The 26,142-nt window shown below is 53.5% G+C and carries 28 protein-coding genes; 16 read left to right on the forward strand and 12 right to left on the reverse strand.

From position 1 onward, the window contains the following. The first annotated feature begins 125 nt into the window (after positions 1–125). Both ydfG and SK54_RS13590 read left to right on the forward strand, forming a co-directional pair. Positions 126–872, forward strand: coding sequence for a bifunctional NADP-dependent 3-hydroxy acid dehydrogenase/3-hydroxypropionate dehydrogenase YdfG (gene ydfG, locus SK54_RS13585; RefSeq protein ID WP_048247436.1), 747 nt, complete (start codon positions 126–128; stop codon positions 870–872). A gap of 90 nt (positions 873–962) precedes the next feature. Beyond that, a complete protein-coding gene (locus SK54_RS13590; protein WP_003857403.1) occupies positions 963–1,649 on the forward strand; it encodes a GntR family transcriptional regulator in 687 nt (228 codons plus the stop codon). A gap of 35 nt (positions 1,650–1,684) precedes the next feature. On the opposite strand, the gene SK54_RS13595 is transcribed toward SK54_RS13590, so the two are convergent. Then, positions 1,685–2,116 carry a universal stress protein gene (locus SK54_RS13595; protein WP_039270850.1) on the reverse strand — a complete coding sequence of 144 codons (432 nt, stop codon included), beginning with the start codon at positions 2,114–2,116 and terminating at the stop codon, positions 1,685–1,687. 287 nt (positions 2,117–2,403) lie between these two features. Between SK54_RS13595 and ydfZ the strand changes: the two genes are divergently transcribed. Further along, positions 2,404–2,607 (forward strand): putative selenium delivery protein YdfZ, encoded by a 204-nt coding sequence (ydfZ, locus tag SK54_RS13600; RefSeq protein ID WP_003857405.1) that lies wholly within the window; start codon positions 2,404–2,406, stop codon positions 2,605–2,607. Positions 2,608–2,651: 44 nt separating this feature from the next. Here ydfZ and SK54_RS13605 read toward each other — a convergent pair whose 3' ends face one another. From SK54_RS13605 to SK54_RS13635, 7 genes are all read right to left on the reverse strand, one after another. Beyond that, complete coding sequence (locus tag SK54_RS13605; protein WP_048247439.1) at positions 2,652–4,115, reverse strand: mannitol dehydrogenase family protein; 1,464 nt, start codon at positions 4,113–4,115, stop codon at positions 2,652–2,654. A 223-nt stretch (positions 4,116–4,338) separates the two neighbouring features. Next, positions 4,339–5,877 carry an MFS transporter gene (locus SK54_RS13610; RefSeq protein WP_015570613.1) on the reverse strand — a complete coding sequence of 513 codons (1,539 nt, stop codon included), beginning with the start codon at positions 5,875–5,877 and terminating at the stop codon, positions 4,339–4,341. A 27-nt stretch (positions 5,878–5,904) separates the two neighbouring features. Continuing rightward, positions 5,905–7,311, reverse strand: a complete 1,407-nt coding sequence (gene uxaC / locus SK54_RS13615) for a glucuronate isomerase (protein ID WP_048247442.1) — start codon at positions 7,309–7,311, stop codon at positions 5,905–5,907. After that, positions 7,308–8,693, reverse strand: a complete 1,386-nt coding sequence (locus SK54_RS13620) for an MFS transporter (RefSeq protein WP_017694076.1) — start codon at positions 8,691–8,693, stop codon at positions 7,308–7,310. Before SK54_RS13620 ends, uxaC begins: the two co-directional genes overlap by 4 nt. Before the next feature lie 73 nt (positions 8,694–8,766). After that, positions 8,767–9,786, reverse strand: a complete 1,020-nt coding sequence (locus tag SK54_RS13625) for a Zn-dependent oxidoreductase (RefSeq protein WP_023296536.1) — start codon at positions 9,784–9,786, stop codon at positions 8,767–8,769. A gap of 14 nt (positions 9,787–9,800) precedes the next feature. Further along, positions 9,801–11,015 (reverse strand): D-mannonate dehydratase ManD, encoded by a 1,215-nt coding sequence (manD, locus tag SK54_RS13630; RefSeq protein ID WP_017384541.1) that lies wholly within the window; start codon positions 11,013–11,015, stop codon positions 9,801–9,803. A 111-nt stretch (positions 11,016–11,126) separates the two neighbouring features. Continuing rightward, complete coding sequence (locus SK54_RS13635; protein ID WP_003857412.1) at positions 11,127–11,453, reverse strand: YnfA family protein; 327 nt, start codon at positions 11,451–11,453, stop codon at positions 11,127–11,129. Between the two features lie 150 nt (positions 11,454–11,603). On the opposite strand from SK54_RS13635, the gene SK54_RS13640 reads away from it, so the two are divergent. Together SK54_RS13640 and speG are read left to right on the forward strand one after the other, a co-directional pair. Beyond that, a complete protein-coding gene (locus tag SK54_RS13640; protein ID WP_006808856.1) occupies positions 11,604–11,942 on the forward strand; it encodes a DUF1283 family protein in 339 nt (112 codons plus the stop codon). Continuing rightward, positions 11,942–12,502, forward strand: coding sequence for a spermidine N1-acetyltransferase (gene speG / locus SK54_RS13645; RefSeq protein ID WP_003857416.1), 561 nt, complete (start codon positions 11,942–11,944; stop codon positions 12,500–12,502). Before SK54_RS13640 ends, speG begins: the two co-directional genes overlap by 1 nt. Before the next feature lie 17 nt (positions 12,503–12,519). On the opposite strand, the gene SK54_RS13650 is transcribed toward speG, so the two are convergent. Then, positions 12,520–13,230: a YnfC family lipoprotein gene (locus SK54_RS13650; RefSeq protein WP_017384542.1), complete on the reverse strand. Its 711-nt coding sequence runs from the start codon at positions 13,228–13,230 to the stop codon at positions 12,520–12,522. A gap of 136 nt (positions 13,231–13,366) precedes the next feature. Between SK54_RS13650 and SK54_RS13655 the strand changes: the two genes are divergently transcribed. From SK54_RS13655 to SK54_RS13685, 7 genes are all read left to right on the forward strand, one after another. After that, positions 13,367–14,122, forward strand: coding sequence for a glycosyltransferase family 25 protein (locus SK54_RS13655; RefSeq protein WP_045911697.1), 756 nt, complete (start codon positions 13,367–13,369; stop codon positions 14,120–14,122). A 117-nt stretch (positions 14,123–14,239) separates the two neighbouring features. Further along, a complete protein-coding gene (locus SK54_RS13660; protein ID WP_045894297.1) occupies positions 14,240–14,545 on the forward strand; it encodes a DUF1161 domain-containing protein in 306 nt (101 codons plus the stop codon). Between the two features lie 129 nt (positions 14,546–14,674). After that, positions 14,675–17,113 carry a selenate/tellurate reductase subunit YnfE gene (ynfE, locus tag SK54_RS13665; RefSeq protein WP_048247444.1) on the forward strand — a complete coding sequence of 813 codons (2,439 nt, stop codon included), beginning with the start codon at positions 14,675–14,677 and terminating at the stop codon, positions 17,111–17,113. A 10-nt stretch (positions 17,114–17,123) separates the two neighbouring features. Next, positions 17,124–17,741, forward strand: a complete 618-nt coding sequence (locus SK54_RS13670) for a DMSO/selenate family reductase complex B subunit (RefSeq protein ID WP_017384545.1) — start codon at positions 17,124–17,126, stop codon at positions 17,739–17,741. A gap of 1 nt (position 17,742) precedes the next feature. Continuing rightward, complete coding sequence (locus SK54_RS13675; RefSeq protein ID WP_017694079.1) at positions 17,743–18,597, forward strand: dimethyl sulfoxide reductase anchor subunit family protein; 855 nt, start codon at positions 17,743–17,745, stop codon at positions 18,595–18,597. A 44-nt stretch (positions 18,598–18,641) separates the two neighbouring features. Beyond that, positions 18,642–19,256: a Tat proofreading chaperone DmsD gene (gene dmsD, locus SK54_RS13680; protein WP_017694080.1), complete on the forward strand. Its 615-nt coding sequence runs from the start codon at positions 18,642–18,644 to the stop codon at positions 19,254–19,256. A gap of 109 nt (positions 19,257–19,365) precedes the next feature. Then, complete coding sequence (locus SK54_RS13685; RefSeq protein ID WP_017384548.1) at positions 19,366–19,677, forward strand: YebG family protein; 312 nt, start codon at positions 19,366–19,368, stop codon at positions 19,675–19,677. A 114-nt stretch (positions 19,678–19,791) separates the two neighbouring features. Here the strand turns inward: SK54_RS13685 and SK54_RS13690 are convergent, their stop codons facing one another. From SK54_RS13690 to SK54_RS13700, 3 genes are all read right to left on the reverse strand, one after another. Then, entirely contained in the window at positions 19,792–20,106 is a 315-nt protein-coding gene (locus SK54_RS13690) for a hypothetical protein (RefSeq protein WP_017694081.1), read from the reverse strand. Positions 20,107–20,144: 38 nt separating this feature from the next. After that, a complete protein-coding gene (catA, locus tag SK54_RS13695; RefSeq protein WP_015570622.1) occupies positions 20,145–20,822 on the reverse strand; it encodes a type A chloramphenicol O-acetyltransferase in 678 nt (225 codons plus the stop codon). Positions 20,823–20,907: 85 nt separating this feature from the next. Continuing rightward, positions 20,908–21,792, reverse strand: a complete 885-nt coding sequence (locus SK54_RS13700; protein WP_017384550.1) for a LysR family transcriptional regulator — start codon at positions 21,790–21,792, stop codon at positions 20,908–20,910. A 114-nt stretch (positions 21,793–21,906) separates the two neighbouring features. On the opposite strand from SK54_RS13700, the gene SK54_RS13705 reads away from it, so the two are divergent. From SK54_RS13705 to osmY, 4 genes are all read left to right on the forward strand, one after another. Next, on the forward strand, positions 21,907–23,034 hold the full coding sequence (locus SK54_RS13705) for an alpha/beta hydrolase (protein ID WP_048247447.1): 1,128 nt from the start codon (positions 21,907–21,909) through the stop codon (positions 23,032–23,034). 56 nt (positions 23,035–23,090) lie between these two features. After that, positions 23,091–24,275 (forward strand): MFS transporter, encoded by a 1,185-nt coding sequence (locus SK54_RS13710; RefSeq protein WP_047726958.1) that lies wholly within the window; start codon positions 23,091–23,093, stop codon positions 24,273–24,275. 146 nt (positions 24,276–24,421) lie between these two features. Beyond that, positions 24,422–25,171, forward strand: coding sequence for a YoaK family protein (locus SK54_RS13715; RefSeq protein WP_040117585.1), 750 nt, complete (start codon positions 24,422–24,424; stop codon positions 25,169–25,171). A 250-nt stretch (positions 25,172–25,421) separates the two neighbouring features. Further along, positions 25,422–26,132 (forward strand): osmoprotectant ABC transporter permease OsmY, encoded by a 711-nt coding sequence (gene osmY / locus SK54_RS13720; protein WP_003857442.1) that lies wholly within the window; start codon positions 25,422–25,424, stop codon positions 26,130–26,132. The last annotated feature ends 10 nt before the right edge of the window (positions 26,133–26,142 follow it).

Raw genomic sequence — 26,142 nt, forward strand, 5'->3', positions numbered from 1 at the left:
GTATTTCTCCCCAGAGTAGGCCAGCCTGCGCCGGCCTGCAATGGCGTCATACAAATGTTGCCTTAACGACGTGCCGGAGAGCGTGCTATGTTAGTACAACACAAAAAGCGTTGAGGAACAGTGAGATGATTATTTTAGTTACCGGGGCGACAGCGGGTTTTGGTGAAAGCATCACGCGTCGCTTCGTCGCCAACGGACACAAAGTGATTGCAACAGGGCGTCGTCAGGAGCGTTTGCAGGAGCTAAAAGACGAGCTGGGTGACAGCATTCTGACCGCGCAGCTGGACGTGCGCAACCGCGCCGCCATCGAAGAGATGATTGCCAACCTGCCTGCCGAATGGCGTGAAATTGACGTGCTGGTCAATAACGCTGGCCTGGCACTGGGCATGGAGCCTGCCCACAAAGCCAGCGTGGAAGACTGGGAAAACATGATCGACACCAACAACAAAGGGCTGGTGTACATGACCCGCGCCGTGCTGCCGGGCATGGTTGAACGTAACCGTGGCCATATCATTAACATCGGTTCCACCGCCGGAAGCTGGCCTTACGCGGGCGGCAACGTCTATGGCGCGACCAAAGCCTTTGTCCGCCAGTTCAGTCTGAACCTGCGCACCGACCTGCACGGAACCGCGATCCGCGTGACCGATGTTGAACCGGGTCTGGTAGGCGGAACTGAATTCTCCTACGTGCGTTTCAAAGGCGACGACGCGAAAGCGGATAAAACCTATGAAAACGCGAATGCGCTGACGCCGGAAGATATCACCGAAACCGTCTGGTGGGTCGCGAATCTGCCGAAGCATGTCAACATCAATACGGTTGAGATGATGCCCGTCAGCCAGACCTATGCCGGACTCAGCGTGCATCGCGGTTAATTTACCCTGCCCGGCCTGCGGGCCGGGTATGTGATGGCAGGGAAAAGAATGGTAGTATGTTCAGGTTAACTCTCTGAGAAATCACAACCCATGGCCGCTGAATCGCAACTTAATCCTACCCAGCCCGTTAATCAGCAAATATATCGCATCTTACGCCGTGATATTGTTCGCTGCCTGATCCCACCGGGAACGCCACTCTCAGAAAAAGAGGTTTCGGTACGTTTTGACGTTTCCCGTCAGCCCGTACGTGAGGCGTTTATTAAGCTTGCAGAAAACGGCCTTATTCAGATCCGCCCTCAGCGCGGCAGCTATGTAAATAAAATTTCGCTTTCGCAGGTACGGAATGGCTGTTTTGTTCGCCAGGCCATCGAGTGCGCCGTGGTGCGTCGCGCCGCGTCGCTCATCAACGATAACCAGTGCTACCTGCTGGAGCAAAACCTGCATCAGCAACGAATCGCCATCGACCGCAAACAGTTAAACGACTTTTTCCAGCTGGACGACGAGTTCCACCAGAAACTGGCGCAGATCGCCGAGTGCCAGCTCGCGTGGGATACCGTCGAAAACATCAAAGCTACCATCGACCGCGTGCGCTACATGAGCCTCGACCATGTTTCTCCGCCAGAGATGTTGCTGCGCCAGCATCATGATATTTTCAGCGCGCTGGAAAAACGCGACGTGGAAGCCGTAGATAAAGCGATGACGCTTCACCTTCAGGAAATTAGTGAGTCAGTTCAGTTAATTCGCCAGGAAAACCGCGAGTGGTTCAGCGAAGAATAAAACCTCGCCGCCCCCTTTCGGTTGCGGCGAAGTAATTAGCGGACCACTAATACCGGAATAGTGGCGTAGCGCAGAATAGTTTCAGCATTTGAACCCAGCAGATGGCTTGTAATGCTCGGATTTTTTGATCCGATAACAATGACATCATATTTCCCCTCTTTGCTGAGCTTGATGATTTCATCGCGTACGTTTCCGAAGCGAACTTCACAGTCAATATTGTCCGGGGACATATCAAAGAGCCGTTTCAGCGCCTTCATCTTCTTATCAGACTCGGCGGTCATATACTCTTCGAACTTCTTAATATCGGCATTGAACCCCCGCAGTAACGAACGGCTGCTGTTAGGGAGAATGTTGACCAGGGTGATCGTCGCGCCTTCCGCCTTCGCGAGGTTGACCGCGTGGCGTACCGCTTTATCGCTCAAATCCATTTCAAACACATCAACAGGCATCAAAATTTTCTTATACATAAGCCTGACTCCTTTTCCGATGAAGGGTTATTTTCTGCCTCCAGAATGACATTGTGGATATAAACAAAGCCTAAACACTTGCACCCGGAAACTATCAATTAAGGAAAATAACTGTCCGCTTTGTAAAGTGGTGTCCTGAACCGTCAACGCCTGCATGAAATAAGAAAAAAGTGTGAGCTTGATCAAAAGCAAATAATTTCGTTAAAGAGAGGCGTATTAATAGTGCCCCGTGAACGGCAGCCGTTGAATTAGCGCCGTAACGGATAAGTACGAGAGGAGAAAATACCATGATGACATACGACCGTAACCGAAATGCAATCACTACTGGCAGCCGCGTCATGATTAGCGGCACAGGCCAGTTCGGCGTGATTAAAGCGATCCACAGCGACGGCCTTAATGCCGAGCAGGTGCGCCGTGGTAAAACGGTTGAAGTCGAAGGATGCGAAGGTAAGTTCGAACCGATTGAGCTGATTCGCCTGGGGATGCACTAAGCTGCGCCCCGACATGCCGCCGCGGACGGCGGCATGTCATCGCGTTAAAGCCGGGAGGCGTACTCAGCAACCGTGGCCTTCGCGCCTTTTTGCAGCAACGTTTGATAGGCCTGCATGACCGCAGCCACAAACACCGCGTCCTTCGGCAGCTCGTTACCGAAAATAGCCTCAATGCCCAACAGCGCGCTAACGCGGCTTTCGCCTTCAGCGCTACCGTTTACCGCCGCCTGAATCACCGCCAGCTGCGGATCGCTCACCTCAATCGCGTTACCCTGCTCATCCACACCGCCGACATAACGCATCCAGCCCGCCACACCCAGCGCCAGCAGCGGGAAGGGTTTCTGGTGGACAAGGTGCCAGCGCACGGAATCGAGCATCCGCTGCGGCAATTTCTGGCTACCGTCCATGGCGATTTGCCAGGTGCGGTGACGCAGGGCCGGATTGCTGTAACGTGCGATCAGCTGGTCGGCATAGTGAGCTAAATCCCCCCCCTTCACTTTCAGCGTCGGCGCCTGCTCTTTCAGCATCAGCGCATGCGCGGCTGCGCGATAATGTTCATCTTCCATGCAGTCGTTAATGTGCTGATAACCGGCCAGGTAGCCGAGATAGGCCAGGAACGAGTGGCTGCCGTTAAGCATACGCAGCTTCATCTCTTCAAACGGAATGACATCAGAAACCAGTTCCGCACCGGCCTTTTCCCACTGTGGACGTCCGGCGACGAAATTATCTTCTACCACCCACTGGCGGAACGGCTCACAGGCGACACCTGCCGGATCGCGTACGCCGGTCAACTGTTCAATTTTATCCAGCGTTTCAGCCGTGACGGCGGGCACAATACGGTCCACCATGGTTGACGGGAAGGTGACGTTCGCTTCAATCCAGTCGGCCAGTTCGCCGTCAACAGCGCGCGCGTAGGCGCAGGTGACATTGCGCATCACGTGGCCGTTTTCCGGCATGTTATCGCATGACATCACGCTGAATGCTGGCAGCCCCGCCGCCTTACGCCGCGCCAGCGCTTCAACCACTACGCCTGGCGCAGATTTCGGCTGATGGGGGTTTTGCAGGTCGGCAACGATTAACGGATGATCGAACATCAGTTGTCCGGTTGCCGGGGAGTGGCAATACCCTTTCTCGGTGATGGTCAGGGAAACAATGGCGACCTGCGGATCGCACAGCGCCGCCAGCACGGTTTCAAGGCCGTCGACCTGCGCATGCAGCGCATTTTTGACGACGCCGACCACGCGCGCCGTCCACGCATCGGCAGACATCTCTGCTACGGTATAAAGATTATCCTGTGCCTTCAGATCGGCGATCTGCTGTTCGCCGCCAATCAGGTTAACTTCGCAGTAACCCCAGTCGCTGCCCTGTTCTGCGGCGAGTATATCGGTGTACACCGCCTGGTGCGCACGGTGAAACGCGCCAAACCCTAAATGAACAATGCGTGCCTTGAGGCTGTCGCGATCGTACTGAGGACGCGTTGCCTTCGCCTGTAATAAACGGTTTTCCATGATTGAGACTCGTTAATTATGAACGCTGAGATCCGCAGCCGCTCTGGTGACAGTGCGGCTGCGCCGGTTGACTAAACCAACTAGAATGGCAGTGTCATTACTTTATCCTGTCGATCACAATACTGGTTATGCTGCCATGAACATTGATTTACATTAACTTTCGGCCAAGTGGTGTGATATAAAAATCAAGTTGTGTGACATCTGGCAAAAGATATAAACCAGATCATACAGGGGTGCGCACCGTCTGCTCGCCGGACCGGACCGTCGGCTCACGCCACAACCTGTCGTAGGAATAGCCTGTTAAATCTTCCACGACCCGGCGAGCTTCGGCGGATACGCGTTGGGGAGAGCCGTTGGCTTTCAGGCGATCCAGCTCATCCACAAAGATTTTGTGCGTACGCTTGTTCAGGTTAAATGTCAGAGCCTGCCACAGGGCCAGGATAAGCAAGGCAGCAGTGCCGATGAACATCAGCATTGCGATGGTGTGGATGGCTTCGGTTGGCTGCGTCTGGCTCCCTTTTACAAATCCGCCGCTTTGTAACAGGAGACCCACAATAAAGGTGGCAATAGCGACCGTGGTTTTTCGGGAGAATGTCATTACCGCGGCAAACAGTCCCTCACGACGCTGACGGCTGACCATTTCATCGATATCTGGAATGAACGGGAACACGTTCCACGGTGTAAACTCAAGGACGCAGCGCCCCACCTGATACACCCCGGCCAGAATGACCAGCGTCGCGACGGTATTCAGCGCAGGGATCTGGTACACGGCAAAGAAGCCCCCCAAACAGAGCAACATCAGTGAATAGGCAAATACATATAGCTTTGATGGCCCATATCTGATGATCCCTATACCCGCAATTAACGTGACGGGCAGCCCCACAATACTCATCGACAGCAGCGTGCCTGCCAGTGAGGAAGAGACATTCAGACAGTAGACGCAGAAAAATACAAATACCGTGTTGTAGACATCTTTGCCGGTAAACGACAGCAGATAGATGGCGAGATGTTTCCTGAAGGCCCGGATTTTCAGGGTGGAACCATACTCCTTAAAAAGTCGTCCAAAGGCAGCCAGCTTCTCTCCTGCTGTTTGTGGGCGTGTGTTTTTTTCCAACCCGGAGAGCATTTCCGGCGTCAACTCGCGTTCCCAGGTCACTTTCCACGAGATGAATACACATACCATAAACAGTACAGCAAAAATAACGCCGTTTATGAGGTAGGCATGGGCGCTGTTTTCCCCGAAATAGCCGATCAGTAATCCGGGAATAAATGTCGCCAGAAACGTCCCGGACGCTGAAAGAAACATGCGACAGGTAGAGAGTTTGGTCCGCTGGTTAAAGTCTTTTGTCATTTCTGACGGTAACGTTTCCCACGGGATCAGTACCATTGCAGCAATAATTTCAAATGCTAGATAGACGGCGAGATAAAAACCGTATGTCATGCCATCAAGCCACAGCAATGCATAGACCAGCATCAACGGTGCACCGATCAGCAAAAAGAAACGTCGGCGACCAAATTTTTTACCAAAATAGTTTTTGTAAAAATGGTCAGTGAAACTTCCCATAAACAAACTAACGATAGCATCGACAATGCGCGCTATAGCAACAATAGACGCCGCTTCAACCGGTGACAACCCAACAAATGTCGTATAGAAGAATAATAACCAGGCGCCGATAACGGTAAAGGCACCGCCGCCCATAATATCCGTTAGTCCGTAGCCGATACTAACCGGAATAGTAATTTTTTTTGCAGTACGAGACATGTTCCATCCCCACTCAGTGAGTAGAATTTAGAATCTGAAATAGTTTTCAGCATTATCATGGCAAATATTTTTAACCATCTTCGTTAGGATGGTGTTATTATCCGGAACTTCACCACGCTCCACCCAGCCACCAATGACATTGCACAAAATACGTCGGAAATAATCGTGGCGAGTATACGAAACCAGACTACGGGAATCGGTTAACATACCGACAAAATTCATTAATAGTCCCTGATCCGCAAGGCTATGTAGCTGGTTTTCCATTCCGCGTTGAGTGTCGTTAAACCACCATCCGGAGCCAAACTGTATCGGCGATTTAACGCCCAATTCCGCAGTCTGAAAATTAGCGATAGTCGTCGCGACAATATCGTTATAGCTGGCGTTGAGGTTATATAGAATGGTTTTGGGCAAAGCTTCAGCCTGCGCCATTGCATCCAGGAGTTGGTTGAGATTGGCCGCAAGATTCGACTGATCGGTCAGCGAGTCAAAACCAGTATTACTACCCAAAGAACGGTACATGCGGGAATTATTATTGCGAATCGCACCGAAGTGTATCTGCATTGCCCAGTTATGCTGCCTGTAATTATGCGCCAGCATAATAAAAATGGCACTGTCAAGAATCGCATTATTACGGGCGTCCAGATTTTCACCCCGGCGCTTTCGGGCAAACACGGATTCAACCTGACTTTCATCTGCTGACTGAAAATGGATCTCCACGGGTCCGTGATCGGAAATTCGGCACCCGATTTCGTGGAACCAGGCAATACGCTGGCTCATTCCCTTAACAAAATCGCTGAATGTCTGGATTTTAGATCCTGTCGTCTCACCTAATCGATCGATAAAGTCGGCAAACTGTTCCGCGTTTTGCGCAAAAACATCGTCCGGACGAAAGGTCGGTAATACCTTAACGTTGAACGTCGCGTCATCACGCAATAATTGATGGTAGCGTAAATCATCAAGCGGAGCATCTGTCGTACAAATAACTTCTACCCTGGAGCGTTTAATGAGTTCCCTCGGCGTAAAATCAGGCTGCTGCAATAGCAGATTACAGCGCTCCATTATTTCACGCCAGTTATGCCTGCCCAGCGGTTCGTCACAGTTAAAATAGTGGTGAAGTTCTAAATGAGTCCAGTGATAGAGCGGATTTCCATAGCTCGCTTCGACCGTTTCAGCCCATGCCGCAAATTTATCCTCCGCCGGGGCATCGCCCGTAATGTATTTTTCGTCAATACCGTTGGCGCGCATGGCGCGCCATTTATAATGATCGCCAGCCAGCCAGAGTTCGGTAATATTATCGAGATTTTTATTCTCGAAGATATCTTTCGCGTCCAGGTGACAGTGATAATCAATAATTGGCAGCGCTTTCGCGACGTTACGATAAAGTTCAACACCTCTCGCATTGCCAATCATAAAGTTATCGTTAATAAAACTCATGACAGGGCTCCATATTTCCGCTGCTTCGCTGCGGTATCGCTCTGGCGCAGGGGTTCAGCTGCATCTTCCACCAGGCTCAAATCGCGGTCGCGCACTTCTGGCATCAGCAAAGCGGAGACCAGCCCAATCAGCGAGTACGCCACCAGCATCGCCACAATCGGCCACCAGGACCCGGTCATATTGCAGAAGATCCCCGCCAGCACCGGACCAAAGCCTACCGCCACGAGACCGCCCGCCTCTTTGGAGATCGCCATGCGGGTAAAGCGGTTTCGCGAACCAAACATCTCCGCCATGGTGATGTTTTCCAGCGCAAACAGCCCGAGCACCGCAAAGTTATGAATAACGATGATAGAGAGCATAATCACGCCCGGCGCGTAACTCTTATCGACGATAATCGACAGCATCGGGTAAGCCAGAATAATGGCTGAAATGTTAAGGATGATATATGGCAGACGGCGCCCCACTTTATCGGACAGCCAGCCCAGCAGCGGGATGGAGACGAAGCCAAGAATCGAGCTGATCATCAGCGCATCGGTTGGGATCGCCTTATCAAATAACAGCGTCTGTACCAAGTACCCGGCAAGGAAGGTCTGGATAAGCCCAGAGTTACCGGCCTGACCAAAGCGCAGCCCCGTCGCCAGCCAGAACGATTTGCTCTTAAACATCGCGCCGACCGAGGTATCCTGCGCAGCAACCGGCGCAACGGCTTCGGCATCGTTTACCTTCTCAAACACCGGGCTCTCTTTAAGGTTCATACGCAGCCAGATGGCGAAGATCATCACCACCACGCTGGCGAGGAACGGCACGCGCCAGCCCCAGGCAATAAGTTCTTCACGATCGAGGGCAAAGAACATCACGGCCCAGATCGCCGTGGCGCTCAGCGTCCCGCAGTTGGTGCCCATGGCCACCAGCGAGGAGATGATGCCGCGTTTACCCTTCGGGGCGTATTCGGCCAGCATGGTGCCTGCGCCGGAGATTTCAGCCCCCGCGCCCAGCCCCTGAATAATACGCAGCGTCACCAGCAGCACCGGTGCGAAAATCCCGATCTGCGCGTAGGTTGGCAGGACGCCGATTAAGGTGGTGCAGATCCCCATCATGGTGATGGTGATAAACAGCACTTTTTTACGGCCAATTCTGTCGCCCATTCTGCCGAAGATAAATGCCCCGACAATACGCGCGATGTAGCCTGCGCCGTAGGTGCCCATCGCCAGGATCAGCGCCATGGCCGCGGACTGCTCAGGGAAGAAAATTTCATGAAACACCAGCGCGGCGCCAAGGGAGTAGAGCTGGAAATCCATAAACTCCAGGGCGGTGCCCAGCCAGCCAGATACGGCGGCTTTCACCAGATCTGACGTACTTCTTTGAGGTTGTGCTTGAGTCATAATGGCTATCTCTGCAAGGTAAGATGCGTACCACTGAGAGCCTGTCTTCGCAGGCTCTTAACCGCGTGAATTATTATTGGTCGAACGTGAGCAAGACTTTGCAGCACTGCCGCTGGTCTTTTTCAAACAGTTCGATGGCGTCTGTAACGTGGTGATAGTCAAATGTATGGGTGACCAGTTTTTCAGGGTCGATCAGCCCTTTTTCCAGCCAGTCAATGACCACCGGGAATTTGTTGGCATTCAGGCGCGAAGAGAAGATCGACAGCTCTTTGCCGGTGATCCCCTGCTGCACAATCTGGCTCGGGTCGCTGGAGAAGCCCATCAGCACGATGCGCGCCGCCGGAGACGCCAGCGTAATCGCTTCCTGTAAAATGGACGGATGACAGGCAGCATCGATGATTAACGTCGGCTTGATGCCTTTTTCATCCAGCGCGGCCTGTAAAGAATGCTCGCCGTTGTTGAAGACCCAGTCTGCGCCGCTGCGTTGCGCCATCTCCAGCCGCTCATCAATGCGATCCACCACGATGACCTGCTTCACCTTGTAAACGCCCTTCAGCGCCTGCACGGTGACCAGCCCCATCGGGCCTGCGCCGTAAATCAGCGCCACATCCTGTTCGGTGGGTTTCGCCTGCCCCGTTACGTTGGCGGCAATGGTGAATGGCTCAACCATCACCGCGTGGTGGTCAGGGATCGCATCCGGAATGCGCCAGGCATTTTTCGCCGGCACCACGGCGTATTCGCTGAAGCCGCCGTCACGGTGGACGCCCAGCACCACCAGCGAAGTACAAACGTTCGGTTTTCCAACGGAACACGGGTAGCAGTGCCCGCAGCTGATCACCGGATCAACCGAAACGCGCTGGCCCAGTCGGGTGCCCTCCACGCCTTCGCCAACCGCGTCTATTTCGCCAAAGAACTCGTGACCGATTACCCGCGGGTATTTTGCAAACGGGTTATGCCCGCGATAGATATGGCTGTCTGAACCGCAAATACCGGCGAGCTTAATTTTGACGCGGACGTCGCCTGCGCCCGGCAACGGGAGAGGACGCTCTTCAATCACCAGCACATCCGGCTGTTGGATCACTACGCTTTTCATCATTCGCTCCTCGTTTACCAGTTCCAGAGGGTGCCGTCTTCCAGACGAGCCACCGGCAGATAAGCCGGATCGTACGGGTATTTCGCCGCCAGCTTCTCATCAAACTCAATGCCCAGCCCTGGCTTGTCGCCCGGGTGCATATAGCCGTTATCGAAGCGCCAGCTGTGCGGGAACACTTCCAGCATCTGCTCCGAATACCCCATATACTCTTGCACGCCAAAGTTCGGTACCCACAGGTCAAAATGCAGCGCCGCGGCGTGGCAAATCGGCGACAGATCCGACGGGCCGTGTGAGCCGGTACGCACCTGATAAAGTGAGGCAAAGTCCGCAATGCGACGCATCCCGGTGATGCCGCCCGCATGGGTTATGGTGGCGCGGATATAGTCAATGAGCTGCTCTTCAATCAGCTGCTTGCAGTCCCAGATGCTGTTGAACACTTCCCCCACCGCAATTGGCGTGACGGTGTGCTGGCGGATCAGGCGGAAACACTCCTGGTTTTCAGCGGGAGTCGGATCTTCCATCCAGAACAGACGGTACTCTTCAATGCTTTTGCCGAATCGCGCCGCTTCGATGGGCGTCAGACGGTGGTGCATGTCGTGAAGGAGATGTTCATTGAAGCCGAACTGACTGCGCACTGCGTCGAACAGTTTCGGCGTGAAGTCGAGGTATTTTTCAGTGGACCACAGCTGCTCTTCCGGCCAGGCGCCCTTGGTCGCTGGCTCATACGCCAGCCCTTTTCCTTTTGCCATGCCGTAGGTGGTTTTCATTCCCGGCACGCCGCACTGCACGCGAATTGCCTTGAAGCCCATCTCTTTATGACGGGCATAATCTTCCAGCACGTCGTCAATGGTGTGCCCGGTGGTGTGACAATAAACCATCACCCCTTCCCGGGAGGCTCCGCCCAGAAGCTGATAGAGAGGCATGTTCGCGGCTTTCGCCTTAATGTCCCACAGCGCCATATCCACGGCAGAAATCGCTGACATGGTGACCGGACCACGACGCCAGTAAGCGCCTTTATAGAAGAACTGCCAGATATCTTCGATGCGGTGCGCATCGCGGCCAATCAACTGAGGGCACAGGTGATCTTTCAGGTATGAGGCAACGGAAAGTTCACGTCCGTTCAGCGTGGCATCACCCAGGCCGACAATGCCCTCATCGGTGGTGATTTTAAGGGTGACAAAGTTACGCCCCGGGCAGGTGACAAATACTTCAGCCCCGACAATCTTCATAATCCATTTCCTTACATCGCTCGTTGTGATGCAGGAAATTTACGCAACTACACTACTACCATACAAGTATAATGATCGTAAAATCAGCGGGCGATCACACTATAAGGACGCTTATGCGCGTCCCCAACCGGCCACGATGATCAACATGCCGCACAGGGCAATCAGCGCGCCTGCCCAGTCATACAGGCTTAGCCTGACGCCATCGACAACGCGCAGCCACAGCAGCGCGGTACAGACGTACACTCCGCCGTAGGCCGCATATACCCTCCCGCTGGCGGCCGGATGCAGGGTGAGCAGCCAGACAAAAAGGGCCAGGGACACACCCGCCGGGATCAGCAGCAGCGCGGAAGCGCCCCGCTTTAGCCAGAGCCACGGCAAAAAGCATCCGATGATTTCGCACAGCGCGGTCGCGAAAAAAAGCAGCGTCGTTTTGAACATTTTTCTCGTTTCGTGAGGATTGATTTAGACATCATACGCGATAATGTTCACATCGTTCCCATACCTGCCGCGCGGGTATGACACCCTTTCGGATTGGTGTAGAATCCAACGGGGTAATCCGATTGTCTGCACCCGTTTAAAGGAAACGCTATGACTACATTAAGCAAACGCCTTTGTCTGACAGCCGTACTGGCGCTGTCATCGTTCGCCTTCGCCGCAACGGCATCAGCCGAAACCAGCAAACTCATCATTGAGTCTGGTGACAGCGCGCAAAGCCGTCAGAACGCCGCCATGGACAAAGAACAATGGAATGACACCCGCAGCCTGCGTCAGAAAGTGAATAAGCGCGTGGAAAAAGAGTGGGATAAAGAAGACGTCGCGTTTGATGCCCGCGACAAATGCCAGCAAAGTGCCAACGTCAACGCCTATTGGGAGCCTAACACCCTGCGCTGTCTGGATCGTCGCACTGGCCGCACGGTAGCACCGTAATGTCGACGCCGTGTGACGTTAAGCTCCGTCCGCTGGAGCGCGAAGATTTACGCTTTGTTCACCAGCTCGACAACAATGCCAGCGTGATGCGCTACTGGTTTGAAGAGCCTTATGAGGCGTTTGTCGAGCTGTCCGATCTCTACGACAAGCATATCCACGATCAGAGTGAACGCCGGTTTGTGGTGGAATGCGAAGGTGAGAAAGCCGGGCTGGTTGAACTGGTTGAGATCAACCACGTTCACCGTCGGGCGGAATTTCAGATCATTATTTCACCGGAGCACCAGGGGAAAGGTCTTGCGTCGCGGGCGGCAAAGCTGGCGATGGATTACGGGTTTAACGTCCTGAATCTCTACAAGCTTTACCTTATCGTCGACAAAGAGAACGAAAAAGCGATTCATATCTACCGTAAGCTGGGCTTTATGGTGGAAGGTGAACTGATCCATGAGTTCTTTATTAACGGCGAATACCGTAACACCATCCGCATGTGCATTTTCCAGCATCAGCATCTGGCCGGGCATAAGTCCTCCTCCGCCAGCCTGCTTAAACCCACCGCGCAGTAACCTGCGCGGTTTTATTCTCAATAATATTCAATGCTGTTTTTGATGGTGTACTTGTGCTCAACGGCAGGTTTGACGCTGTCATCGGTGATCACCAGCTCACAGCTCACCGGGTTATTATGGCGATCGTAATCACAGCTCTGCTTTACATTGCCCATCGGTTTATCGTTCAACAGGCTTACCGCCGTATAATCCATGCGCTTGCGCAGATCTTTCGACGGCACCGACTTGACCGATAAACGCTTGTCGCCGGAAACCGTAGTTTTACCCAGCGGGTAGCCGTCAGCGTCATACTGGTACTTCACTTCCATCTCTTTGCTGTGCGCGGCAACCACAAACCCGTTATCGTCGGTGTCCCACGTCAGGCCGGCAGACGGCAGTTCCGCCAGCTGACATTTTCCCTGCAACTTTACCTTCTGCTGCTGGGTTTCCGCATCGACGTAGTAGTTAGCATCCAGCACCAGCGCAACGCCCGTATTAGCGTCGAGATCGTGCAGTTCAAGCGTATCGAAACACCCTTCCGTTGACATCGTGCCGGTCACACGTTTAGAGACTTCACCCTTATCGTTGAACAGCGTCTGGGTAAAATCCTTCACCGGCCCGCGCAGAGGATCAAAGTCAAACTCGTTCGAAAAACTCGCCATCTCCGGCGTAAATGACAGCGGCGCGGTGTTGTTGTCGCATCCCACCAGTACCGTTGCCAGTAGCGTTATCGCTGCGTATTTATTCACATCATTTACCAAAAGAATGAAAGGATTGTGGCACTCATAGTAGCAAATAGTATGGTAGCGATGTTGAATTGGTTCGAATACTGGTAAAATGTATGAATTTGGCCCAGCTATTAAGTCTTTAAGGAACGCTAAAAGGATGAGAACTTTTATAGTCAATCTCAAACACTCGCTCGAACGTCGTGCGAAAATGGAATGTCAATTGTCCGAATTGAACATTGCATACGAGTTTATTGAAGCAGTAGATGGTCGAAAAATGACTGAAACTGAACTAAGAAATGTCACACGGGAGACAAATTATGCTTTTCTCCCGGGAGAAGTGGGTTGTGCATTAAGCCATCAAAAAATATACAAAAGAATAATAGATGAAAATATCGACGCCGCTCTTATCCTTGAGGATGATGTTGTACTAAACAGCGATCTGCGTGAGATACTTAATAGCGTTACGCTCAGCAAAACAAAACCTGAGATACTTCTTCTGAGTCGAGTCAATAAATATTACAAAAAACCGTTCAAACACATTTTCGGCTCATATAATATACATAAGACTCAGCATGCCACGACTACTCATGCATACATTATCAATCAAAAAGCTGCTAGAAGCCTTCTGGATAACCTTTATCCTGTATGGATGGTTGCCGATAAATGGAGTTTATTCGAAGACCTATCACTGGCTAAAATTCACTCTATAGTACCTTATCCAGTACGCCTTTCCGAAGAAGCCAATGTTTCAACAATTAATGAATCAAAAGGTGATGCCATGCTGGATGCCAAAAAGAAAAAAATTTGGAATTTACTTATGCGGGAAAGGCCGTTAGCTGCAAAGCTTCGCCACCGTTATCGTAGAGCCATAACTCCTTTATTGAATCAAATAATCGATCAGGGCAAAGGGTAATCTAACATTCTTCAACATGATTACGGCTCCAGGACAATTCAGAAAGACAGGTCCAAAAACAAAAGCTTACCCTAACCCTGCTATGCTTACAGTCCACACAGTGAAAAGGAGCTACAGATGAAACGGTTACCCTGGATTACCGCCCTGCTGTTAATGAGTGCTTCACCCGCTCTTCTTGCGGCCCCGGACTCCTGCGAGCGCGTGAAAAGCGACATTCAGCAGAAGATTATCAACAACGGCGTACCGGAGTCTGGCTTTACCCTGAACATCGTCCCGAACGATCAGGCCGATCAGCCGAATGCGCAGGTCGTTGGGCATTGTGCCAACGATACTTTCAAAATTTTGTACACCCGCACCAGTAGCGGCAACTACCCGGTGAGCGGCGCAGGTACGCAAGAGAATGCGCCCGCTGAGCCGCAATGATTTTCCACTCAATTCCCCTGATTTGACGAGGATTAATATTTAATACCTCTAAATAAGTAACACTCCCCCCATCATTAGCCCGGTTGTAGTCACGGGTGAAAATAATTATTAACAATGATGGGGTGAGTTATGTCCGAAGTTGAACATCACGGCGGTATAAGCCGTCGAACTCTGGTTAAATCTACTGCCATAGGATCTCTGGCGCTTGCCGCCGGTGGGATCGCATTACCTTTTGGTCTGAAAAGCGCCGCCGCCGCTGTGCAGACCGCTATTCAGCCCGCAGAAGACAAAGTCGTCTGGGGCGCCTGCTCGGTGAACTGCGGTAGCCGCTGCGCGCTACGTCTGCACGTTCGCGATGACGAAGTCTACTGGGTTGAAACGGATAATACCGGCGAGGATATTTACGGCAACCATCAGGTTCGCGCCTGTCTGCGAGGCCGTTCAATTCGCCGTCGCATTAATCACCCAGACCGTCTGAACTATCCGATGAAACGCGTGGGCAAACGCGGAGAAGGCAAGTTTGAGCGTATCACCTGGGAAGAAGCGCTGGACACCATCGCCGCGAGCCTGAAAAGCGTGGTCGAAAAATACGGCAACGAAGCGGTCTACATTAACTACTCCTCCGGAATTGTAGGCGGCAACATCACCCGCTCCTCCCCTTATGCCTCGCTGGTCGCGCGCCTGATGAACTGCTACGGCGGCTTCCTCAGCCACTACGGCACCTACAGCACCGCGCAGATCGCCTGCGCAATGCCCTACACCTACGGCAGCAACGACGGCAACAGCACATCGGATATCGAAAACACCAAACTGGTCGTGATGTTCGGCAATAATCCGGCGGAAACGCGCATGAGCGGCGGCGGGATCACTTACTACCTTGAGCAGGCGCGCGAACGGTCAAACGCGCGGATGATCGTTATCGATCCGCGTTATACCGACACTGCCGCAGGGCGTGAAGACGAGTGGATCCCGATTCGTCCGGGCACCGATGCCGCGCTGGTGGCAGGTATTGCGTGGGTGCTGATTAATGAAAATCTGGTCGATCAACCTTTCCTCGATAAATACTGCGTGGGTTATGACGAAAAAACCCTGCCGGAAGGCGCACCGGCTAATGGTCATTACAAAGCCTATATTCTCGGCCAGGGTGATGACAAAACCGCGAAAACCCCGGAGTGGGCGTCTCGCATAACGGGCATCCCTGCCGATCGCATCATTAAGCTGGCCCGTGAAATCGGTTCGGCGAAACCGGCCTACATTTGCCAGGGCTGGGGCCCACAGCGTCAGGCTAACGGGGAGCAAACGTCCCGCGCCATCGCCATGCTGCCGATCCTGACCGGCAACGTCGGCATTAACGGCGGCAACAGCGGCGCGCGCGAATCGACCTACACCATCACCATCGAACGCATGCCGCTGCCGGAAAATCCGGTGAAAACGCAAATTTCCTGCTTCAGCTGGACGGATGCCATTGCCCGTGGACCGGAGATGACCGCCCTGCGCGACGGCGTACGCGGCAAAGATAAGCTCGATGTGCCGATCAAGTTCATCTGGAACTACGCGGGTAATACCATCATCAACCAGCACTCCGATATCAACAAAACTCACGACATTTTGCAGGATGAGAGCAAGTGCGAAACGATCGTCGTCATCGACAACTTTATGACCTCGTCCGCGAAGTATGCCGATATTGTTCTGCCGGACCTGATGACCGTCGAGCAGGAAGATATCATCCCCAACGATTACGCCGGCAACATGGGATACCTGATTTTTCTCCAGCCGGTTACCGCCCCGAAGTTCGAGCGCAAGCCCATCTACTGGATCATGAGTGAAGTGGCGAAACGCCTCGGACCGGATATCCATCAGAAATTCACCGAAGGCCGTACGCAGGAGCAGTGGCTGCGCTACCTGTACGCCAAAATGGTCGCCAAAGATCCGCTGCTGCCATCCTACGATGCGCTGAAAAAAATGGGTATTTATAAGCGCAAAGATCCTAACGGACATTTTGTGGCCTATAAAAAATTCCGTGACGATCCGGATGCCAATCCGCTGAAAACCCCGTCGGGCAAAATCGAGATCTACTCCAGCAAGCTGGCGGATATTGCGGCAACCTGGGAACTGCAAAAAGACGAAACCATCACCCCGCTGCCGGTCTATACCTCAACCTTTGAAGGCTGGGACGCGCCCGAGCGCAGCAAATTCCCGCTGCAACTGTTCGGTTTCCACTTTAAAGCCCGTACCCACTCCAGCTACGGCAACGTGGATGTGCTCCAGGCCGCCTGTCGCCAGGAGGTGTGGCTTAACCCTGTGGATGCGGAGCAACGTGGAATCAAAAACGGGGATATGGTGCGCGTCTTCAACGACCGCGGCGAAGTGCGTATTGCCGCGAAAGTCACCCCGCGCATCATGCCCGGCGTAAGCGCGATGGGCCAGGGCGCCTGGCATGACGCCAACATGAACGGCGATCGTGTCGATCACGGCTCCTGCATCAATACCCTGACCACACACCGCCCGTCACCGCTGGCGAAAGGCAACCCGCAGCACACGAACCTGGTGCAGATCGAGAAGGCATAAGGATTAACCGATGACTACCCAGTATGGATTTTTTATTGATTCCAGCCGCTGCACCGGGTGTAAAACCTGCGAGCTGGCCTGCAAGGATTACAAAGACCTGACCCCGGACGTCAGCTTCCGGCGTATTTATGAATATGCGGGCGGCGACTGGCAGGAGGACAACGGCGTCTGGCATCAGAATGTCTTCGCCTATTACCTGTCGATTGCCTGCAACCACTGCGAAGATCCGGCCTGCACCAAGGTCTGCCCGAGCGGGGCAATGCACAAGCGCGACGACGGTTTTGTGGTGGTGGACGAGGATGTCTGCATCGGCTGTCGCTACTGCCACATGGCCTGCCCGTACGGCGCGCCGCAGTACAATGCCGCCAAAGGCCACATGACCAAGTGCGACGGCTGCCACAGCCGCGTGGCGGACGGCAAAAAGCCCATCTGCGTCGAATCCTGCCCGCTGCGCGCGCTGGACTTTGGCCCGATTGAAGAGCTGCGCAAAAAACACGGTCAGCTTGCTGCCGTCGCGCCGCTGCCGTCTGCGCACTTCACGAAGCCGAGTATTGTGATTAAACCTAACGCCAACAGCCGTCCGACGGGTGACACCACCGGCTACCTGGCAAACCCGAAGGAGGTGTGAGATGGGAAGTGGATGGCATGAATGGCCGCTGGTGATCTTCACCGTTTTCGGGCAGTGCGTGGCCGGCGCGTTAATCGTGATGGGCTTCGTCTGGCTTAAGGAAAATGATGACAAGGCCAGCATGCGCATCGTGCGCAGCCTGTTTTTTCTCTGGCTGGTAATGGGTATTGGGTTTATGGCCTCGGTACTGCATCTTGGCTCCCCGCTGCGTGCCTTCAACTCGCTTAACCGCGTGGGCGCGTCAGCGCTGAGTAATGAGATCGCGGCGGGTTCGATCTTCTTTGCCGTGGGCGGTTTCTGGTGGCTGGTGTCGGTTATCGGTAAAATGCCCCCAGCTTTGGGCAAAATCTGGCTGGTTGTCAGCCAGATCCTGGGCATCGTTTTTGTCTGGGCGATGACCCGGGTCTATCAGATTGAGACTGTCCCGACCTGGTATACGGGTTACACCACGCTGAGCTTCTTCCTGACGATGGTTCTGGCTGGTCCTCTGCTGGCCGCGCTGCTGCTGCGCGTCGCAAACGTGACATTCAAAGGTACTCTTGCTGCGTCAGTCAGCGTACTGGCACTTATCGTCTGCGTGGCGGTCGTCGTGTTGCAAAGCAATACGCTGGGGACAATACAGAGTTCCATCCAGCAGGCTAACGCCCTGCTTCCGGATTATGGTTCGCTTCAGGTATGGCGCATCGCGTTGCTGGCGGCGGGTTTAGGCTGCTGGATCTGCCCGCTGATTCGTCGTCAGGAGCCAAAAACGCTCGGCCTGTTTGCAGGTGTCGTGCTGGTGGCGCTGGGTGAACTGATTGGCCGTGGGCTATTTTATGGTCTGCATATGACCGCAGGGTTAGCAATTGCAGGTTAACACAGGTGCGCGGGGCTACCCGCGCGCAAGTAAGGAAAGTTGTAATGAATGACGTCTCACACCGCGAATCGTTCGCGTTCAGCGCCCGGGTACTGGGCGCGCTGTTTTATTTCGCTCCAGACAGCGAGCAGACCGCGCCGCTGGTGAGTGCCCTGACCGCAGGTGACTGGGTTCAGGACTGGCCGCTGGCGGAGGGAAATCTGCTGCCTGTCGCCAGTATGTTTAAGACCCCATCGGATGAAGCGTTGAAAGACGCCTGGCAGCGTCTGTTTATTGGCCCGTATGCCCTGCCCGCCCCCCCGTGGGGCTCGGTCTGGCTTGATCGCGAGTCCGTGCTGTTTGGCGATTCGACCCTCGCGTTGCGTCAGTGGATGCGTGAAAACCATATCGCCTTTGAGATGCAGCAGAATGAGCCTGAAGATCATTTCGGAACGTTGCTGATGCTGGCGGCATGGCTTGCCGAGAACGGTCGCGAAACAGAACGCGACCAGCTTCTTGCCTGGCATCTGCTGCCATGGAGCACGCGTTTCCTTAGCGTATTCGTTGAAAACGCGGCCCATCCGTTCTACACCGCGCTGGGTAAACTTGCCCAGCTGACGCTGGCGGAATGGCAGTCCACTTTGCTGATCCCGATTGTCGAAAAAACGCTGTACCGATAACAGCACCTGGCTTGTCCACCCGTTGTGCAGGCCAGGCTCGCACATTTTTGCTGCAACACAACGTCACAACTGCTATACTGTATATAATTACAGTATACGGGGGTGCACAATGGCTGTTGAAACAAAATTTGTTGTCGTAAGAAAAGGTGAAGAAAAAATGACATTTGCCAGTAAGAAAGAGGCTGACGCTCACGACAAGCTGCTCGATATGGCAGAAGCGTTTACCGACTGGCTGTTGCAAAGCGGAATGCAGATGGATGAAACGCAGGCGGAGAACCTTGGTCTTTATCTCGCCGAGCAGAAAGAGTCCGTGCAGCATATCCTGCGTACCAGCAAGCTTCCCGAGCTCAATGCTGAAACGGATAAAACAGCATCAGATGCGGACAGCAGCAAAAAAATCCGGGCCGTCAAAGCCGCCTGATCGTCAGAACGTCTCATCACCTGTCCTGCCGCCGCGGGCCGGAAACGGCTCGCGGCTTTATTAAGGTCGGCTGAACCTTATATTCATCAACCGTAACCCTGAAAATACGTCCTGTTATCTTGATTTGTCCGCCTCAACGTTTACGCTGATATTCAGCCTTTTTGCTTCCATGGTTATCATTGTTTTGGCCAGGTCCTTATCGCCCCCGTGCACTTTATCTATCAGATCCTGTACAAGGGTCATCATCAGGAAGTTTTTATTTGCAGGATAGAAATCTGTCGTAGTGATCCCGTTATCCTTCAGGCGCTGATGCGCCACCGTCTCTGTATCTGCGATTATTTCAGCTACTTTCTCATGCATGATCTCGATCTGCTCGAAAACAATGCGGTTAATCATTTCAATCTGTTCTGGCGTAAAATTCGGTTCCATTATTTCCCCTCGTCAGGCGTATGTTAAAAACACGTGAATCACACGTTGAGCGCCTCTGAATGGTGCGGTAAATTATCACACAACTCTTGTAACTCGTTGATCAGCCTGGCCACATGGAAACCGTCACAGACAGAATGATGGACCTGAACGGCGAAAGGCAACAAGACCTTTCCATCCTGGTTATAGTATTTTCCAAACGTGAACATGGGCGCAAAAAAATTCCGCATGTTAGCGACGTTGACGTTGAAACTGCTAAAGCTGACCCACGGAATATCCGATATGAAGAAAATATTCTCCCGGGACTCTTCTTTAGGCCAGTAAGCAAGGATATTGCCATAGCGGGCAACATCTTCTGCATAAACGCGCTGAAAATGGTGAATATTTCCATCGTAATGACTCCATAACGATGAAAATGTCTCCGTTTCTTTATGGAAAAGGGTATAGCTTGGATGAACCTCATTCCATATTACAAGCTCATCATCCTTCATGGCCATACGGAATTCCGGATGCCGGTTTACGACGTCAGAAATAAGGGAAATAATCGCAGGATAAAATTTCCAGCCAACCTCTTTGATATGCTTTAGCAGCACGGTAATGTCCAGCTGAACCGTTTGGTTAAATGTAGATTGAGCAAAGCCCTGAAATACTTCAAAGTGTTCCTTTCTTGCCCAACGTGATAAGTCAACTACCGTATATTCTGGCATTATTTTTGTCATTTCAGAGCCTTAGTTGAGCTGCGCTATATAAAATAGTAGCGTATCACAAACGTAGGGGCTGTATAGACCGTAGCAAAGAGGCACCCTAAATTTTCAGCGTATCAATCACCGCTCTCAGCGCCGGGGATACGTTGCGGTGTGGATAATAGAGGTACAGTCCGTCCATCCGCAGGCTGTAGCGCTGTAAGACGCGTATAAGCGTGCCACGCTCCAGATCGTCAGCCACCAGCTCAACCGGGACATAGGCCAGCCCGAGTCCCAGCCGGGCCGCTTCGGCCTCCATGTAGCTGTCGGAAAAGGCCCATTGCCCCTCCGGGCGGTGAGTAACATGCTTCCCGTCCTGAACAAGCTCCCATTGATAGTGGTTACCGTCGGCAAACTGGTAGGCAATGCAGGGATGAGCATCCAGATCGGCGGGCGTCTGCGGGAAACCATAGCGCCGAAAATGCGCCGGAGCGGCAACCACAGCCATCTCCATATCGGGCGTGATGCGCACGGCAATCATTCCTTGTCCCACCTCCGGCCCAAGCCGGACGCCCGCGTCGAATCGCTCGGCAATGATATCCACGAACCGGCTCTCATTCATCAATTCCAGACGGATATCCGGGTAACGCTGTTTGAAGATAGCGAGCTTTGGCAGCAGGCATTTTTCGATGGCGTGCTGGCTGGCATTAATGCGCACCGTGCCGGATGGCGTCTGGCGGTAATGCGCCAGTCTGGTCAGCCCGGTATCGAGCGCATCAAAGGCTGAACCAGCGGTCTGGTAAAGTTGCTCCCCGGCGTGGGTCAGCGACAGTTTGCGCGTTGTACGCACCAGAAGCCGAACGCCCAGCCGCTCTTCCAGCTCGCGAACCGATCGACTGATCCCGGATTGTGCCAGCCCGAGCCGTTGCGCGGCTGCCGTGAAGCTTCCCTCCCGCACTACCTGGATAAACAGATACAGCTCATTGTAGTTTTCCCGCTTCGCCATCATGCCTCATCAATTCATAACAATATGATATTAATCTTAGCAGCCTTTGGCCTCTAATCAGCACTATTTCTGCTAACTATAATGACCGCATTACAACAATACACGGTACCTCTTATGCAAACATTCACCCAAAAACTGTCCGTTGCGCTGCTGCTATGCGCATCATTAAGTGGAGTGACAACAATGAGTTATGCAGAAACACGAAATCCTGCCGCCCCCGTTTCGATGGTGACAACCTGGGATAAGACCTTCGTCGAGAGCAATAAAGTCGACCACCGCAAGGTGACGTTCGAGAACCGATACGGGATCACCCTGGTCGGCGATCTGTACATTCCCAGGAACAGCGGCGACCAGAAGCTGGCGGCGATTGCCGTCAGTGGACCGTTCGGTGCGGTAAAAGAACAATCCAGTGGTCTTTACGCCCAGACTCTGGCTGAACAGGGGTTTGTGACCCTGGCCTTCGACCCATCCTACACGGGTGAAAGCGGCGGCCAGCCGCGTAACGTTGCCTCCCCTGACATCAACACCGAAGACTTTAGCGCCGCAGTGGATTTCCTCGGATTACAGAAAGAAGTCGACCGTAACCGTATCGGCATTCTCGGGATCTGCGGCTGGGGTGGTATGGCGCTGAACGCGGCATCCATGGATACCCGCGTGAAGGCGGCCGCCACCAGCGTAATGTACGATATGAGCCGTGCGATGGGTCACGGCGTGGGCGACGGGAAAGATCGTTATTCAGCGGCCGATCGCCGGGCCGTGTTGCAGTATCTGAACGCGCAACGCTGGAAAGATGCTGAAAGCGGCACCTTCGCCCATGGCGGCCACGATATTTATGTCGATGAAAACGTTAAGGTAACGGCGGCCGGGCGTATTCTGCCGGAAGCATTGCCCGCCGATCCGCATCCGGTACTGAAAGAATTCTATGATTACTACCGTATGCCGCGCGGCTTCCATGCCCGTTCCGTAAACTCCACCGGCGCATGGACCGCGACCATGCCGTTGTCCTTTATGAATATGCCGCTGCTGAGCTATGCCGGGGAGATCACCATCCCAACGCTGATTGTGACCGGTGAAAACGCGCACTCACGTTATTTTGCGGAAGATGCGTTTAAAGCTGTCGGCAGCAAACAGAAGGAACTGGTGATTGTTCCCGGTGCGAATCACGTTGATCTCTACGATAACGTCGCAGGGAAAATCCCGTTCGCGCAGTTCGGGCAGTTCTTCAAAACCAGTCTGAATTAATTCTCTTAGCCCCGGCAATCACGGGGCTTATCTTCTCTTCGCCGTGAATTACACCAATGTCCACACTGAATCAAACCTCATCCCGTGATGCTGAGCATGCACACTGGGGCGGTATTTTTGCCATGACCCTGTGCGTTTTTGTCCTTATTGCCTCGGAATTTATGCCCGTCAGTCTGCTCACGCCCCTCGCCAGAGATTTAGGGGTGACAGAGGGGATGGCTGGCCAGGGGATCGCCCTCTCTGGTGCGCTGGCTGTCCTGACCAGCCTTTTTCTTTCCCGGCTTGCCGGGAATATGAATCGCAAACATCTTCTTTCAGGCATGACCGTCCTGATGGCGCTGTCAGGGATCATTATCGCCTTCGCCCCAAACGCTTTGATGTATATGGCAGGCCGGGCGCTGATCGGCATCGCCATCGGCGGTTTCTGGTCGATGTCTGCTGCCACCGCCATTCGGCTGGTGCCTCAGCATCAGGTCTCTCGTGCGCTGGCGATTTTTAACGGCGGCAACGCGCTGGCGACGGTGGTAGCCGCCCCGCTGGGCAGTTATCTCGGCTCGACCATTGGCTGGCGCGGCGCGTTTCTTTGCCTGGTTCCCGTGGCGATTGTGGCGTTCATCTGGCAATATTTTAGCCTGCCCAACATGGGCGGGAACCAGCGGCCGTCGCCACATAAAAGCGTATTTCGCCTGCTCCACCAGCCTGCGGTTTCGGTGGGTCTGATGGCGTGCGGCCTGTTCTTCATGGGACAGTTTGCGTTATTTACCTATGTGCGCCCCTTCCTCGAAACCGTCACCCACGTCAGTCCTTCCGGCTTATCGCTGATCCTGCTCACTATCGGTATCGCAGGTTTCATCGGCACGCTGATCGTCGCGCTGGTCCTGAATGCCGCGTTTTACCTCACCTTAATGGCCATACCGCTGCTTATGGCACTGATTGCAGGGGTATTAATGCTCACCGGGGACAGCCTGTGGATCGTGGCCCTGCTGTTAGGTTTCTGGGGAATGCTGGCAACTGCGGCCCCTACGGGCTGGTGGACGTGGATCGCCCGTACGTTACCGGAAGATGCCGAGGCTGGCGGCGGGCTAATGGTCGCGGTGATCCAACTCTCCATTGCGCTTGGCTCAACGGCGGGTGGCGTGGTGTTTGATACCTTTGGCTGGCAGAGCACCTTCGCTTTAAGCAGCATATTACTCCTGAGTGCAGGGGTGCTGACTTTTACGACGTCGCGCCATCGGAAATAAGGCATTATATTAACAGGGTTGTTTTATTTAATTACAAAACCTCGCTCACCTCCCGTAGAAATAATAATTAAGCAATATCCTGGTCAGCCAGCGACATCGCTTTGTTAGCTTGAGCATTCAGGCAAAGCTCAAACCGGAGGTATTCTTTGCTGATTAAATTAAAGAAAGAACGAACGCATCAGGAGGATCGTCGTCTTGCCCTCTGGCTGGCGACCTCCGCGGGACTGCTGAATGCCATTGCGCTGGGCGCGTTCGGTTTTTTTCCCTCGCATATGACGGGCAATACCTCGCAGCTATCCAGCGAAGTTTCCTCCACCGATCTCAGCGATATTCTTTTCTTTGGCGCCATTATTCTTTCGTTTGTCTCAGGCGCCATCGCTGCGCGGATTATTGTTATCTGGGGGATTATCCATAACGTCAGGCTGGTATTCAGCCAGGTTCTGTTTGTTGAAGGGCTATTACTGGCCGGGGTATCCCTGTACGAAATGTATTTTCACTCCTTCGCCACGAATCAGGAGATTATTATTTTCCTGTGCGGGTTGATGGGAATTCATAATTCCACCTCCACTCAACTATCCGGCGGTCGGGTGAGATCCACGCACATCACCGGCACGCTGACCGATGCGGGCATTTCGCTGGCCTCCGTTATGGTCGCCATGCTGCGCCGGGATTACTCCAAAGATACGGCCGCGCAAAAGAGTCAGCTCAAAACCCATTTAACTACCCTTTTCTCCTTTATCAGCGGCGGGATCGCGGGGCTGATCCTGTTCAGAGAGTTTGGATTCCACGCGATGCTGGCGCTGGGCCTGATGCTGGTACTCGTCGCCGCCTTCTCTATCGTTCGCATCTCGTGGCGCGTACGAAAGGTGCGCGCCGCACTGAGTCGTCAGATTTAATCAGCACGCCTGACGTGACATTGTCACCTAAGGCGTGCTTCTTTAAGACTATTCTGCCTGCCCACTGACAGCCCTTATGCCATAAGGCTTCACTCAGGTTGTCACTAATTTCATAGGGTTACTGATTTACCCCCTTCGCTGGAACCCTTCCGTTTCGCTTGCTATAGGTGAAGTACCCCTGCCGAAACATGGCATAACAACAGGCAACCGGTGGTTGCTATAACGCATGCGCACAGGGAGACACACCGCAATGCACCCATTACTTAAACGTTCGCTGCTTTTTGTCGGCGCGATTATCGTGGTTCTCGCTCTCCTCACCTGGGGAATAGGACTGGAAACGATTAAGGCGCGCCAGGTTGACCTGATTTACCTCGGGCAACAGCACCTGATTCTGGTCTTTTCATCCATGTTCTTTGCCCTGCTGGTGGGCATTCCAAGCGGTATTCTGCTGAGCCGTCCGGCCGCGCGTGGTATCGCCGAATATGTGATGCAAATCTTTAACGTGGGCAACACCCTGCCGCCGCTGGCCGTTCTGGCACTGGCGATGGTGGTGATTGGCATCGGTGATAAACCGGCCATTATCGCCCTCTTTCTGGCCTCTCTGCTGCCGATTGTGCGTAACACCTATGCCGGGCTGTGCTCTGTTCCCGCGTCGTTGCTGGAAGCGGCAAACGGTATCGGCATGACCAAATGGCAGCGCCTGCGTCAGGTTGAGATCCCTAACGCGTGGCCGGTGATGCTTTCTGGTATTCGCATTGCCACTGCGATTAACGTCGGTACCGCACCGCTGGCATTCCTGATTGGCGCCAGCAGCTACGGCGAGCTGATTTTCCCTGGGATCTATCTGAATGATTTTCCGACGCTGATCCTGGGCGCGGCGGCCACCGCCCTGTTCGCCCTGATTCTGGATACGCTGCTGGCGGCACTGGGCCGATTACTGAGCCCGCATCTCGCGCGATAATTATAACAAG

Source organism: Enterobacter sp. MGH120 (assembly GCF_001037725.1).
Lineage (GTDB): Bacteria > Pseudomonadota > Gammaproteobacteria > Enterobacterales > Enterobacteriaceae > Enterobacter > Enterobacter hormaechei_C.